This window comes from Paraburkholderia sp. HC6.4b, assembly GCF_014200875.1.
Taxonomy (GTDB): Bacteria; Pseudomonadota; Gammaproteobacteria; order Burkholderiales; family Burkholderiaceae; genus Paraburkholderia; species Paraburkholderia tuberum.
On sequence record NZ_JACHDC010000003.1, the window covers coordinates 367,983 to 381,997 of the forward strand.

Annotated in this window: 13 protein-coding genes; 4 read left to right on the forward strand and 9 right to left on the reverse strand. The window is 65.8% G+C overall.

Annotated elements, in window-relative coordinates:
• Window positions 1-3: 3 nt before the first annotated feature.
• Both HDG34_RS06205 and HDG34_RS06210 read right to left on the reverse strand, forming a co-directional pair.
• Window positions 4-417, reverse strand: coding sequence for a ribonuclease (locus HDG34_RS06205; protein ID WP_184058475.1), 414 nt, complete (start codon window positions 415-417; stop codon window positions 4-6).
• 420 nt (window positions 418-837) lie between these two features.
• Entirely contained in the window at window positions 838-3,177 is a 2,340-nt protein-coding gene (locus HDG34_RS06210; RefSeq protein ID WP_184058477.1) for an NADP-dependent malic enzyme, read from the reverse strand.
• 178 nt (window positions 3,178-3,355) lie between these two features.
• Here HDG34_RS06210 and thiL point away from each other — a divergent pair, with 178 nt between their 5' ends.
• The 4 genes from thiL (at window position 3,356) to HDG34_RS06230 (ending at window position 6,095) form a co-directional block, all read left to right on the forward strand.
• Window positions 3,356-4,357 carry a thiamine-phosphate kinase gene (thiL, locus tag HDG34_RS06215; RefSeq protein ID WP_184058479.1) on the forward strand — a complete coding sequence of 334 codons (1,002 nt, stop codon included), beginning with the start codon at window positions 3,356-3,358 and terminating at the stop codon, window positions 4,355-4,357.
• The gene (locus HDG34_RS06220; protein ID WP_184058481.1) at window positions 4,347-4,922 is read left to right on the forward strand and encodes a phosphatidylglycerophosphatase A; all 576 of its coding nucleotides are present in this window, start codon (window positions 4,347-4,349) and stop codon (window positions 4,920-4,922) included. Before thiL ends, HDG34_RS06220 begins: the two co-directional genes overlap by 11 nt.
• A gap of 109 nt (window positions 4,923-5,031) precedes the next feature.
• Window positions 5,032-5,532 (forward strand): CinA family protein, encoded by a 501-nt coding sequence (locus HDG34_RS06225; RefSeq protein ID WP_184022908.1) that lies wholly within the window; start codon window positions 5,032-5,034, stop codon window positions 5,530-5,532.
• Between the two features lie 32 nt (window positions 5,533-5,564).
• Window positions 5,565-6,095: a cupin domain-containing protein gene (locus tag HDG34_RS06230; protein WP_184058483.1), complete on the forward strand. Its 531-nt coding sequence runs from the start codon at window positions 5,565-5,567 to the stop codon at window positions 6,093-6,095.
• A 96-nt stretch (window positions 6,096-6,191) separates the two neighbouring features.
• Here the strand turns inward: HDG34_RS06230 and pyrF are convergent, their stop codons facing one another.
• The 7 genes from pyrF to HDG34_RS06265 all read right to left on the reverse strand — a co-directional run bounded on the left by pyrF (window position 6,192) and on the right by HDG34_RS06265 (window position 14,004).
• On the reverse strand, window positions 6,192-7,007 hold the full coding sequence (gene pyrF / locus HDG34_RS06235) for an orotidine-5'-phosphate decarboxylase (RefSeq protein ID WP_184058485.1): 816 nt from the start codon (window positions 7,005-7,007) through the stop codon (window positions 6,192-6,194).
• Between the two features lie 171 nt (window positions 7,008-7,178).
• Window positions 7,179-8,240, reverse strand: a complete 1,062-nt coding sequence (locus tag HDG34_RS06240; RefSeq protein WP_184058487.1) for an aldose 1-epimerase — start codon at window positions 8,238-8,240, stop codon at window positions 7,179-7,181.
• Window positions 8,241-8,460: 220 nt separating this feature from the next.
• Window positions 8,461-9,402 carry an SMP-30/gluconolactonase/LRE family protein gene (locus tag HDG34_RS06245; RefSeq protein WP_184058489.1) on the reverse strand — a complete coding sequence of 314 codons (942 nt, stop codon included), beginning with the start codon at window positions 9,400-9,402 and terminating at the stop codon, window positions 8,461-8,463.
• Window positions 9,399-10,199 (reverse strand): SDR family NAD(P)-dependent oxidoreductase, encoded by an 801-nt coding sequence (locus HDG34_RS06250; RefSeq protein ID WP_184058491.1) that lies wholly within the window; start codon window positions 10,197-10,199, stop codon window positions 9,399-9,401. Before HDG34_RS06250 ends, HDG34_RS06245 begins: the two co-directional genes overlap by 4 nt.
• A 51-nt stretch (window positions 10,200-10,250) precedes the next feature.
• The gene (araH, locus tag HDG34_RS06255; protein ID WP_184022903.1) at window positions 10,251-11,267 is read right to left on the reverse strand and encodes an L-arabinose ABC transporter permease AraH; all 1,017 of its coding nucleotides are present in this window, start codon (window positions 11,265-11,267) and stop codon (window positions 10,251-10,253) included.
• A 54-nt stretch (window positions 11,268-11,321) separates the two neighbouring features.
• Window positions 11,322-12,878, reverse strand: a complete 1,557-nt coding sequence (gene araG, locus HDG34_RS06260; protein ID WP_184058493.1) for an L-arabinose ABC transporter ATP-binding protein AraG — start codon at window positions 12,876-12,878, stop codon at window positions 11,322-11,324.
• A 127-nt stretch (window positions 12,879-13,005) separates the two neighbouring features.
• Window positions 13,006-14,004 carry an arabinose ABC transporter substrate-binding protein gene (locus HDG34_RS06265; protein ID WP_184058495.1) on the reverse strand — a complete coding sequence of 333 codons (999 nt, stop codon included), beginning with the start codon at window positions 14,002-14,004 and terminating at the stop codon, window positions 13,006-13,008.
• Window positions 14,005-14,015 lie beyond the last annotated feature (11 nt).

Below are 14,015 nucleotides of genomic sequence, written 5' to 3' on the forward strand. Positions count from 1 at the left end.
ATGTCATTCAACAATATGGTTAAAACTGGTGTAATGGTCGTCCGAGTAATAACAATTGTCGGTCCGCTGTAGCGGACCTCCGCAGACGATGCGGCGCGCCCCGCGATTACGCGCGTGAGGCGTGGGGACGGTGTATTCGTGGTAATAGCCGCGCCGGTGGGCGGGCAGCACCCGTTCGTAGTTGCCGAATACGATGCCGTCCTTCTGATACGGGTAAGGCCCGCCGGCGGCAATGAGGTTCAACGTATCGACCGCCTCGCGCGGCAATTGCGCCAGCGCGATGGTGCCCACCTGCGCTTCCACCCCAGCTGGCGCCGAGTAATCTCGCGCCAGCGCTTCGGGCGCGGAACTGGACAACGCGCAGAGTGCGGCGGCACCGATCAGCACGCCTTTCATGCGCAACCAGTTGCGTGCCATGTATCAGGTTTCCCCGCTGTCAGATCACGAGTTTGACGACCATGAAAGTCGTAAGGGTATCGCTAATAGCCTTTGGAATCAACGTTCGACGGCCGATGGCACCCCACCTCACCCCGCGGAAAAGCCGGTGGCGCGGACTTTGACGACTTTTGACAGAATGTTTAGCTCGATCAGGCTAAACTGAGCTCAACCGTGATCGAATGCAGTGCGGGCGGTGCAAGCGGCCGCTGGCCGAGGCGCTCGATTGCGGTTGTTGGAGCCTGAAACCACTGAGCCGAAAGGCCGTGTCATTGCCATTTTTCGGGGTGGCGATCCCCAGCTTGCCCTGAGGGCGTGCCCATTGCGGGCACGCCTTTTTTTTCAGGTACGCCGGTTGGAAAACCGGCGCCGGGCCCGTCGCGGCCCGATCACGATGCGCAGTTAGCGGGTTGCGCTAACGTCCGCGACCAGCAGCGCCGTCATGTTGACGATCCGGCGCACCGTCGCCGACGGCGTCAGCACGTGCACCGGCTTGGCCGCGCCGAGCAGAATTGGGCCAATCGCAATGTTGTTGCCGGCCGCCGTCTTCAGCAGGTTGTACGAGATATTGGCCGCGTCGATGTTCGGCAGCACCAGCAGGTTCGCGTCGCCTTCGAGCGTCGAATCGGGCAATACCTCGCGGCGCAAGTTGGCGTCGAGCGCGACGTCGCCGTGCATTTCGCCGTCAACCTGCAGCCCCGGCGCGCGTTCGCGCAGGATCTCGAGCGTATCGCGCATCTTCTGCGCCGTCGGCGCGTTGCTCGAACCGAAGTTCGAGTGCGACACGAGTGCAACCTTCGGCTCGATGCCGAAACGGCGCACTTCCTCGGCTGCCATGATCGTGATCTCAGCCAGCTCGGCCGGTGTCGGATCGACGTTCACGTGCGTATCGACGAGGAAAATCTGCCGATTCGGCAGCACCAGCGCGTTCATCGCCGCATAGACTTTCGCGCCGGGCTTCTTGCCGATCACCTGATCGATGAAGTGCAGGTGGCGGTGCGTGGTGCTGACCGTACCGCAGATCATGCCGTCCGCCTCGCCCTTCTTGACCATCATCGAGCCAATCAGCGTGGTGCGGCGGCGCATCTCGAGCTTGGCCATCTGCGTGGTGATGCCCCTGCGCGACATCATCTTCGCGTATTCCTGCCAGAACTCGCGGTAACGTTCGTCATGATCGGTGTTGACGACCGTGTAGTCCTGCCCCGCGACGAGCCGCAGGCCATAACGCGCGATCCGCTGCTCGATCACGGCCGGCCGGCCGATCAGGATCGGCTTTGCGAGCTTTTCGTCGACGATGATCTGCATCGCGCGCAGCACGCGCTCTTCTTCGCCTTCCGCGAACACGATGCGCTTCTTCTCCGGCTCGACGCTGCGCGCGAGCTGGAAGATCGGCTTCATCGTCGTGCCGCTGTGATAAACGAACTGCTGCAGATGCTGCGCGTATGCGTCCATGTCCTCGATTGGACGCTCGGCGACGCCGCATTCCATCGCGGCCTTCGCCACCGCGGGCGCGACCTTCACGATCAGACGCGGATCGAAGGGTTTCGGAATCAGGTATTCCGGTCCGAACGATAGATCCTGGATGCCGTACGCGGTCGCGACGATGTCGCTCTGCTCCTGGCGCGCCAGTTCGGCGATCGCGTTGACGGCGGCGATTTCCATTTCGCGCGTGACCGTCGTCGCGCCGGCGTCGAGCGCGCCGCGGAACAGAAACGGGAACACGAGCACGTTGTTGACCTGGTTCGGGTAATCGGTGCGGCCCGTGCACAGCACCGCGTCCGGACGCACTTCGAGCGCGAGTTCCGGCAGGATTTCCGGCGTCGGGTTCGCAAGCGCGAGGATCAGCGGCCTGGCGGCCATCTGCTTGACCATGTCCTGCTTGAGCACGCCGCCGGCCGACAACCCGAGGAACACGTCCGCGCCTTCGATCACCTCGGCAAGCGAGCGCGCGTCGGTTTCACGCGCGAAACGCTCCTTGTCCGGGTCCATCAGTTCGGTGCGGCCCTTGTACACGACGCCCGCGAGGTCGGTCACGGTGATGTTTTCGAGCGACAGGCCGATGTCGACCAGCAGGTCCAGACACGCGAGCGCCGCCGCGCCCGCGCCCGACGCGACCAGCTTGACTTCCTTGATGTCCTTGCCGACGACCTTCAGGCCGTTGGTGACCGCCGCCGCGACGACGATCGCGGTGCCGTGCTGGTCGTCGTGGAAGACCGGAATCTTCATGCGCTTGCGGCATTCGCGCTCGACGATGAAGCAGTCCGGCGCCTTGATGTCTTCGAGGTTGATGCCGCCGAAGGTCGGTTCGAGCGCGGCGATCACCTCGACCAGCTTGTGCGGATCGTTCTCGTTGATCTCGATATCGAACACGTCGATGCCGGCGAACTTCTTGAACAGGACGGCCTTGCCTTCCATGACCGGCTTCGACGCGAGCGGCCCGATGTTGCCGAGGCCCAGCACCGCGGTCCCGTTCGTGACGACGCCAACGAGGTTGCTGCGCGCGGTGAAGCGCGCGGCGTTCAGCGGGCTCTCGACGATTTCCTCGCACGCGAACGCGACGCCAGGCGAATACGCCAGCGCGAGGTCGCGCTGGTTGATCATCTGCTTGGTCGGGGCGATCGCGATTTTGCCGGGAGTCGGGAACTCGTGGTAATCGAGAGCTGCTTCGCGGAGTTTGGTATTGACGGGATTCGACATAAGGCGGGCTTCGGAGGGCAGATTAGAATAGACGTTCGACGGCATTGTAGCCCCAATTGCCTACGCAATTCCTTCAATACGGGTACAACAGCCGCGACTGAAACAGCGTGAAAGCGCGCGTTGCCCGTTGTCCGGATGGTCCGGCGCTTGCGACGGGGCATCACGCTCAATCAGCCTGATCCGCGCCATTTCTACAATCGTTCTCCGCTCACCGTCCGCCATCATGCTTTCCGAGTTTTCGCTGATCGATCGTTTCTTTGCCCGCCGCGCCGCCGCCGTGCGGCCCGCCAATGCCGAAGGCAGCACGCTCGGCATCGGCGACGATTGCGCGTTGCTGGCGCCGCCTGCCGGCGAAATGCTGGCGATATCGACGGACATGCTGGTCGAAGGCCGTCATTTCTTCGCCGATATCGATCCCGAAGCGCTCGGTCACAAGGCGCTTGCCGTCAATCTGTCTGACCTCGCCGCAATGGGCGCGCAGCCGCGGGCGTTCACGCTGGCCTTCTCGCTGCCGAAAGCCGACGAAGCCTGGCTTTCCGGTTTCAGCGAAGGCCTGTTCGCGCTCGCCGAGCGCTACGGTTGCGAGCTGATCGGCGGCGATACGACGGGCGGGCCGCTCAATCTGTGCATTACGGTATTCGGCAGCGTGCCGCCACGAACAGCCTTGCGCCGCGATGCCGCGCAACCCGGCGACGACATCTGGATCTCCGGCACTCTCGGCGACGCGCGCGCCGGCCTCGGCGCGCAGCGCGGCGAATGGTCCGCCACCCCGAATGACGCCGCGACGTTCCGCCGGGCGCTCGAACGCCCCGAGCCGCGCATCGCGCTCGGCCTCGCGCTGCGCGGCATCGCACACGCGGCGCTCGACCTGTCGGACGGACTCGCCGGCGATCTGCGGCACATCCTCGAACGCTCGTCGGTGGGCGCGAGCGTCGACGTCGATGCGGTGCCGCGCTCGGCCGCGCTACGCCGCCTGCCGCCCGACGTCCAGCAGCGCTGCACGCTCGCCGGCGGCGACGACTACGAGCTGTGCTTCACCGCGCCCGCCGCCGCGCGCGCCGCGGTCGAGGCCGCCGCGCAGAAGGCCGCCGTGCCGGTCACCCGCATCGGTACAATAAGCGCACTGGAGGCGGCCACCGACCGCCCGGCCATCGCGTGGCGCAACGCCAGCGGCGCGCCGCTCACTCTGACCTTGCAAGGTTTCGATCACTTTCATGCAGAATGACCCCCCGCTCGGCCCCGCCGACGACTTCCTCGGCGGCGAGCCGCCAGAGGCGCCTGGACCGCGCGAGCCGAAGCCTGCTCAGCCGCGCCGCGCGACCGCGCGCTTCATGCTGTCGCATCCAGTCCACCTTCTGTCGCTCGGCTTCGGCAGCGGGCTGTCGCCCGTCGCACCGGGCACGATCGGCACGCTGCTCGGGTGGGCCTCGTTCGCGGTGCTGAGTCGTTATCTGACAGTTATTGAATGGGGCGTGCTGATCGGCGTCGGCTTTCTCGGCGGCATCGCGTTGTGCGGCTTTACCGCGAAGCGGCTCGGCGTCGAGGATCCGTCGGCGGTCGTGTGGGACGAAATCGTCGCGATCTGGCTCGTGCTGCTGATGGTCACGCCTGCCACGCTCACCGGCCAGGTGTGGGCGTTCCTGATCTTCCGCTTCTTCGACATGGTGAAGCCGCCGCCGATCGGCTACTTCGACCGCCGGCTGAAAGGTGGCTTTGGCATCATGTTCGATGACCTGATCGCCGCATTTTTTACGTTGCTGGTGATTGCGCTGTGGCGGATGTCGGTTTGAGCGCCGCCTGTTCACCGTTCGAGTACCGTTCGACTGTTTTGGTCGCCGCCCGGCCCCTGCCGTTCGCCGCGCCGCCCGGCCGGCTTCGTTTTCCGGATTGACTGAGATCATGCCTACCGATTCCGTCGTTCACCAGCTTGCGATCCGCGTGAGCAACCGTCTGCGCGACGAGCGCCTGATGCTCGTGACCGCCGAGTCCTGCACGGGCGGCATGGTCGCGACCGCGATCACCGACATCTCCGGCAGCAGCGGCTGGTTCGAACGCGGCTTCGTCACGTATTCGAACCAGGCGAAAAGCGAAATGATCGGTGTGCCGGCCGACCTGATCGAAAAGCACGGCGCGGTCAGCGAGCCGGTCGCACGAGCGATGGCCGAAGGCGCGCTGCGCAACAGCCGAGCGCAGGTGTCGCTGTCGATCACCGGTGTCGCCGGCCCCGGCGGCGGCACGGAAACCAAGCCTGTCGGCATGGTGTCGTTCAGTTGGAGCAACCGGCTGCACACGTCGGTGGAAACGAAGATTTTCAAGGGCGACCGCGACCAGATCCGCGTGCAGGCCGCGGCGCACGCGCTGCGCGGCCTGCTGGCGCTACTCGACGAACGCGAGCATTGAGCGGCGGCTAACTATCACTGAGGAGACGGACAATGCCGGATTCGCGCGCGATCGCAGACGAACTGATCCGCCGCTTCGATCTGAAGCCCCATCCTGAAGGCGGCTTTTTTGCGGAGACATACCGCTCGGCCGCGCGTGTGCTGCGCGCCGGCGAGCCGAGCGAGGTTGGGAACGCCCGTGCGGCGTCGACTGCGATCCATTACTTGCTGTGCGACGGCGCGCATTCGGCGTGGCATCGGATCCGTTCCGATGAAGTCTGGCATTTCTATGCCGGCGAGCCGCTGCTGGTCCACGTGCTCGATGAAAGCGATGCCGGCGGTGCGCTCGTCACGCACCGGCTCGGCAATCCGCTCACGCATCCCGATACGGTCTGTCAGGCCGTCGTGCCGGCCGGCTTGTGGTTCGCGGCCGAGTGCGCCGATCCGGCATCGTTCGCGCTGGTCGGCTGCACGGTCGCGCCGGGTTTCGAATTCAGCGAGTTCGAACTCGCGGAGGTGGACGCGCTGAAGGCGCGGCATCCGCGGCATGCGGGGTTGATCGGGCGGCTCGCACCGGCGCGCTGACGCGCCGCGCCGGTCGTCGCGGGATCGCCCGTCGCGGGATCGCCCGCCGCGGGATCGCCCGCCGCGGGATCGCCCGCCGCGGGATCGCCCGCCGGTTCAACGAAACGCGTTGATCCGGTCGCGGGTGTCCTTCGCGGCCTGCGCGGCCGCTTGCACGAAATCGTCGCCCTTGCCCGCGTAGATGATCGCGCGCGAAGAGTTGATCAGCATGCCGGTGCCGTTCGCGGTGCGTCCGGCGCTCACGGTGGCCTGCACGTCGCCGCCTTGCGCGCCGATGCCCGGAATCAGCAGCGGCATGTCGCCGACGATCCCCCGCACCACTTCGATTTCCTTCGGAAACGTCGCGCCGACCACGAGCCCAAGCTGGCCGCTTGCATTCCACTTCTGCGCGGCCAGTTGCGCGACGACCTGATACAGCGGCCGACCGCTTGTCTCGAGAAACTGCAGATCCGAGCCACCCGCGTTCGACGTGCGACACAGCACGATCACGCCCTTGCCTGCGTGCTCGAGATACGGCTCGATCGAATCGAAACCCATGTACGGATTGACCGTCACCGCGTCGGCCTGGTAGCGCTCGAAGGCCTCGCGTGCGTATTGCTCGGCCGTGCTGCCGATATCGCCGCGCTTGGCGTCGAGAATCACCGGCAGGCCCGGATGGTTCGCGTGAATGTGGGCGATCAGCTGCTCGAGCTGCTCTTCTGCGCGATGCGCGGCGAAGTAGGCGATCTGCGGCTTGAACGACGACGCGTACGGCGCGGTTGCATCGACGATCGTGCGGCAGAACTCGAAGATCGCGTCGGCGCGGCCCGCGAGCGCACCCGGGAATTTGCTGGGCTCGGGATCGAGGCCAACGCACAGCAGCGAGTTCGTGCGCTGCCAGGCGTCGTTGAGTGTCTGGATGAAATTGGACATGGTGAGTCTCGCGGCGAGCCGGTAATCGGAGGAGGCGCGTATTTTACCTGTCCCACGAACGCCGTCCGTCGATGGCGGTCACCGCGCGGCCCGCGCCTCATAGGCGATAGCAGCGCCAGGCCGCCCGTTCGGACGTTCGTCCGGGCGGCGGCCCGGCGGCTACGACTGCGGCTACTTCCTGCGCCGCGCGCCGCGCCCGCCCGGCATCGAGCGCAGTCCAGTCCGCTCGACCGTGAAGCGGAACGCGCGCGTCAACCGCTCGCCGCGCTTGAGCAGCGTCATGCCGTTTTCGCTCGCGCCGCCCGCCAGGTTCATCGCATTGATCGGATGATCGACCGGTTCGAAGCAGAAGAAGTCTTCGCCGGGCGGCGTGTACAGCACGTAATAGTCGGTGTCGGCGGCGATGTTCAGCGACAGACGGCGCTTCGGCCACACCACTGCCGCCTGGCCGCTCCAGCCGGTGAACGCGTGATTGACGATCGTCTCCGGCAGCGGATACGCGACGCCGAACTGCCACGCGGGGGGCGCCGGTACGTGGCGCACCGGCAGCCAGTCGTCGCCCGAGAGCCACAGGCCGCCGGCCGCCGCCGACAGCTCGGTGTCCGCGTCGCGCACGAAGAACGGATGCACGCCGAGCCCGAACGGCAGCGTCTCGCGGCCAGCGTTTTCGATGTCGAGCGAGACGACCAGCGTCGGGCCGTCCAGCGTGTAGGTTTGTGTCGCGCGGAACGCGTACGGCTTGCCGTCGCTGCGGTCGAGCGCGAGACGCACGTGCTCGCGGCCCGCGTCGAGCACCTGCCATTGCGCGAGCCAGCCGTCGCCGTGAATCGGCAGCGGCTCGTCGGCGCGGTTGCGCGGTACCTCGACGCGCCGCCCGGCCACGCTGAAATGGCCGCCGCCGATGCGGTTCGAGTACGGCAAGAGCGGATAGCAGGCCAGCTGGTTCGGTTGCGTATCGACACCGACGTGACTGCAGCGCCGGAAGATCGGCGTCAGCGCGCCGTCGTCGCGCCAGTCGAAGCGGGTCACACCGCCGCCGAGCGTCGGCGCGACATCGAGACGCAATTGCGAGTTGGCGAGTGTGATGCACGCGACATCGCCGGCGCTGCCTTCGCCGAGGGCCACCGCCGACGTGCTCGGGCCCGCCAGCACGGGATTGGCCGCCGCGGCGAGTCGCGAGCGTCGCGTTTGAGAGGTTGGGGATGAGGCTGAAACGAGATTCGCAACAGTCATATCTGGCTCCATCGAGAGGCGTGGGACGTTGCCGTCAGGGTTGACGGGAGTGGCGGGCGACTTTTTGTGACCAATTCGCCTCGAGTCCGAACTGCATGCTGCCGATTCGTTGCCGGCCGGTCGCGGGCGTATTGCTCGCGGACCGAAACTGCCACATCGACTTCTGCTTCACCTTCAGGATCGCGGCCCCGGCATGCGGCCGGGGCTGCGTCATTCTGCGCTAGATAGGCGCGCCCTGGAACAGCGGCTCCGCAACACCGCGCCGCGCGAGCGTCGCGACGAACAGGTCGCCCGCGAGCGTGTCGGCCGCGCGCGCCGTCGCATCGAGCTCGGCGTAGGCGCTCGTGATGTACAGCGTGTCGAGCGCCGACTCGCCCTGGGCGCTGCCCGTGGCCTGGCCGAGCGCGGCACCGCCGATCGCGACGCAGCTCGGCTGCGTGGTCGGCACGTCGATGCGCTCGGTTTCCACGCCATCGGGGCCGTAACGCACCACGCGCGCGCCGCCCCATTGCGCGTTCCACAGGCCGCCGTCGCTGTCGACGGTCGAGCCGTCGGGGATGCCGTTCGCATCGGTCAGGCGAGTGAACAGGCGATCGTTCGCGATGCCGCCGTCCGCGCGATAGTCGCACGCGCGGATTTCACGCGTCGGCGAATCGCAGTAGTACATCGTCGCGCCGTCGGGACTGAATGCGATGCTGTTCGAAATCGCCGGCGCTGGCAACGGTAAACGTTCGAGCGACAGATCGTGATTCAACCGATAAAAGCCGGCGACCGTCTGCCGTTGCCCGCTTTCGTCCTTGGTGCCGAACACGAAGCGCCCTTGCCGATCGCAGCGGCCGTCGTTGACGCGTGTATTCATGCCGGGCTCGACGTCGACGATGCGCTGTGTGCTGACTGTCTGCAGATCGAAAAACGCGAGGTGCGATGCGAGCCCGAGCAGCACGTAGCGCGGGTTTTCGCACAGTGCGAAGGTGGCGAGCCGCTCGGGCATGTCGAACGAATCGCTGCGGCCGTCGGCCGGATCGTAGCGCCACAGCCGCGCGCCTTCGATGTCGGTCCAGTAGAAGCGGGCGCTCCTCGCGCACCAGGTCGCGCCTTCGCCGAGCTCGCATTGCGCGTCGAGCAGCAGCGTGGCCCGCTGCACGCGCGGGCTGGCGCTCACGCCCAGCCTCCGTCGACGACGATGTCCTGCGCGGTGATCATGCGGCTGTCGTCGGCGGCGAGGAACAGCGCCATGCGCGCGAGGTCGGCCGGCATCAGCTCGGCGTCGATGCACTGGCCTTCCTTGATCTGGCGGCGGCCGTTGTCGTCGAGCCACAGGCGCAGCTGCTTGTCGGTCATCACCCAGCCCGGCACCAGCGTGTTGACGCGGATATTGAAGTGGCCGAGGTCGCGCGCGAGCCCGCGCGTCAAACCCTGCACCGCCGACTTCGACATCACGTACACCGGATAGCCGCCGTTCTTCAGCATCCAGCTGATCGAGCCGAGGTTAATGATCGAGCCGCTACGCGCGGCCTTCATGTCCTCCATCACGGCCTGCGCCGCGAAGAACTGATGGCGGATGTTCACGGCGATGCCCGCGTCGAACGACTCGCGCGTCACGTCGCCGATCTGATGGCGCTTGTCGTTCGCAGCGTTGTTGATGAGCACCTGGATCGGACCCAGCGCGGCCTTTACGTCGGCGATCGCTTTTTGCAGCGCGTCGACATCGGTCAGATCGCAGGCCAGAAACAGCGGCTTGTGCTTCGAATCGCCGAGCTGGTCGGCGAGCGCGTCGCCCGCGCTCGCGTCGATATCGAAGAACGCGACGCGCGCGCCCTGCGCCGCAAAGTGCTCGACGAACGATGCGCCGATGCCGGTCGCGCCGCCCGTGATCAGCACCGTACGGTCGACGAGGCTCGGATAGCGCGCGTACGCGGTGTCAGCGAGGCTGGCGTTTGCATTGGCCGGAGACGACATCGTTCGATTCCTTTATGAGCTTGGATGTGCTTGGGATGGGGTGAAAGCGACTCAATCGCGCGAGCCGCGGTTCTTCAACTGGTCGAGCAACACGGCCGCGAGCAGGATCGCGCCGCGCACCAGGTACTGATAGAACGCGTCGATGTTCAGCAGGTTCATCACGTTCTCGACCGTACCCATGATCAGCACGCCGATCACGACGCCGGAGATCGTCGCGCGGCCGCCCAACAGCGACACGCCGCCGAGCACGCACGCGGAGATCACGTTCAGCTCGAAGCCTTCGGCGGCGTTCGGCTGACCCGACGTGATACGCGACGCGAGAATCACGCCGGCAAGCGCGGTGACGGCGCCCTGGATCAGAAAGATGTAGACGCGCGTGCGCTCCACGTTGATACCGGCGAGCCGCGACGCTTCCGGATTACCGCCGATCGCCAGCGTATTGCGGCCGTACACGGTCTGGTTCAGCATCACGCCGAAAACGATGAAGCAGATCAGCGTGACCCAGATCGGCAGCGACACGCCGAAGAACGTCAGGCCGCCGAGCGCGATGAACGTATCCGACGACACGCCGACCGCCTGCCCATGCGACACGATGAAGCCGAGGCCACGCACGATTTCCATCGTCGCGAGCGTCGTGATCAGCGCGTTGATGCGCAGATAAGCGATCACCGCGCCGTTGACGAAGCCGATCACCGCGCCCGCCGCGACCGCCGCGATGATCGCGATGACCGTGCTGTTGGTCGCGTTGAGCACCATCGCGCACAGCACGCCGGCGAACGCGACGGTCGAGCCGACCGACAGGTCGAAGTCGCGCGACGCGAGGCAGAACATCATCGTGCACGCGACCATGCCGATCTGCGAGATCGACAGCGCGAGGCCGAGCATGTTCTCGATCGAGAAGAAATGATCGACGGTCAGCGACATCGTGACGAACATCAGGATGAAGATCACGATCAGGCTGTATTCGGTGATCTGCTGCCACCATTTGGCCTTGTCGCCGGTCTGCGGAATCAGCGCGTCGGCCGCGCTCTTGGCGGTCTGCTGCGCGAGGTTTTCTCTGGCTTGCATGTTCAATACTCCTCCCCGTTCCCCACGGGTTGCGGACTCGCGTCCGGATAAGGTTCAGGCCGCGCGCGACGCGCTCTGGTTGGCGGCGTTGGCGTTCGCGTTTTCAGGCAGCGCGGTCGAGCTTTGCGGCAGCGCGAGGCTCAGCACCGACTGTTCGGTCGCGTCCTTGCGCGCGAGCTCGCCGGAAATGCGGCCCTGGCGCATCACGACGATCCGGTCGGACACGCCGAGCACTTCCGGCAATTCCGACGAAATCATCACGATCGCGCAGCCGCGCTCCGCGAGCTGATAGATCACGTTATAGATCTCGTGTTTCGCGCCGACGTCGATGCCGCGAGTCGGTTCGTCGAGAATCACGACTTTCAGATCGGGCTCGGCGAGCCAGCGCGACAGAATCGCCTTCTGCTGGTTGCCGCCCGACAGGAAGCGGATCTTCTGCCGCCGATGCGGCGTCTTGATCTTCAGCAGCTTGATGAAACGATCCGCCGTCTGCGCCTCCTTCTTGCGATCGAGAAACACGCCCGCGCGCAGATAGTGACGGCGGCAGCTGATGTTGATGTTCTCCGCGACGCTCGCCATCGCGACGATGCCCTCTTCCTTGCGATCCTCGGGGCACAGCACGATGCCGTGCTTAATCGCCTCGCCCGCGCTGCGCACCTTGATCGGCTTGCCGTCGAGTATGAGTTCGCCGCCCTTGCGATGCTCGGCGCCGTACACCAGATGCATCAGCTCGCTGCGGCCCGCGCCGACGAGTCCGAAGAAGCCGACGATCTCGCCGCGCCGCACCTCGAAGCTCGCCGGCTGCGCGAGCGGATGACCTTCGATCGCCTTCGCCGCGAAACGCACTTCGCCGAGCGGCCGCGCCGAATAGCTATAGATGTCCGAAATTTCGCGCCCGACCATCTCGCTGACGATCGTGTCGCGCGACACGCCTTCTAGCGTCGGATGCGACGCGACCTTGCGGCCGTCGCGGAAGATCGTGCACGCGTCGCACAGCTCGTAGATCTCGTCCATGCGGTGCGAGATGTAGATCATCGCGCGGTTGTCGGCGCGCAGATCGCGCACCAGCTTGAACAGCACCTCGGTCTCGCGGTGCGACAGCGAGCTGGTCGGCTCGTCGAGCGCGATCACGCGCGCGTTGCGCATCAGCGCCTTGCAGATTTCGACCATCTGCCGCTGCGCGATCGACAGCTTGCGCAGCTTCGCGTTCGGATCGAGCGCGACGCCCATCGCTGCGAGCCGCTCGCGCACGAAGCGCTTCGCCTCGCGCTTGTTGACCCAGCCGAGCGCATTGGGCAGCTGGCCGAGCAGCAGATTCTCCGCGACCGTGAGGTCGGGCACGTACTGCAGTTCCTGGTGAATCACCGCGATGCCGGCACCGATCGACGCGGCCGCGCTCGGAAAGCGCACCTCGTTGCCGTCGATCATCATGCGGCCCGAATCGGGCTGATACTCGCCGCCGAGAATTTTCAGCAGCGTCGATTTTCCCGCGCCGTTTTCGCCCATCAGGCCGTGCACCTGGCCGACGTTGACGTCGAAGGACACGCCGTCGAGCGCACGCACGCCTGGAAAAACCTTGCCGATATTGTCAAAACGTAGCGCCGCTGACACTTCGCCTCCTTTGCTTCATCCGTCTGTCTACCGCAGATCGTTTCTCGCCGCCGGCGCGCCGTCCCCTGCGATAGGCAGGGAAAGCGACGCGCCGCCGGTGTACTTCATACCACCGCAAGACTTGCGGTTACTTCGACGCGAGGCCCATCTTCTCGCGCACTTCGCCGACGTTGTCGCGCGTCGCCAGCATGCCGGTCGTCAGCGTCAGCAGCGGCGGTTCCTTGCCCTGCGTGATCCACGCGTACATCAGTTCCGAGGTTTCCTCGCCGTGGCGCTTCGGGCTGATGATCACGGTGCCGTAGAAGCCCGTCGGCTGCGGCTTCTTGAACTCGTTCATCGCGGACTCCGAACCGCCGATGCCGATGCCGATCATGTTGTCGGCCTTGAAGCCACGGCCTTCCGCCGCGCGCACCGCGCCGAGCACGCCTTCGTCGTTCAGCGCGTAAGCGACCCAGTGCTTGAACTGCGGGTTCTTCGTCAGCGCGATGTTGGCGGCGTTGAACGCGTTTTCCGTGTCGGTCTTCGCCTGCGGCGCGGTGACGATGTTCGCTTTCGGGAAGCCCGCGGCGACCAGCGCGTCGGTCGCGCCGGTGGTCCGGTCATGCGCGGTCGGCAACTGCTCGTAGGTCACGTCGATCGCGCCGACGTCCTTCATGTCCCAGCCGCGTTTCTTGATTTCAGCCGCGATGCCGTCGCCGACCTGCTTGCCGATGTTATACGCCGAGATGCCCATGTGCGGCACCGCTTCGATCGGCTTGCCCGCGCCGTCGACGAGGCGGTCGTCGACCGTCATCATCTTCAGGCCGTCCGCCTTCGCCTTCGCGACGATGCCCGGCCCGAGCTTGACGTCGGGTGTGCAGATCACGAAGCCCTGTGCCTTCTGCGCGGCGAGGTTATCGATTGCGCTCATTACCTTCTCGCCCGACGGCGCGCCGATCTTCACGAGCGTGAAGCCCTTCTGCTTGGCGGCGATCTCGGCGAACTTCCATTCGTCCTGGAACCAGGGCTCTTCCGGCTGCTTCACGAGGAAGCCGATCTTGACCGTATCGGCAGCCTGTACGACCGGTGCGTTGAAGAGCACACCCGCCGCCGCCGCTGCCAGCGTGAGGAAAATTCTGCGTTTCATAATGCGTGTCT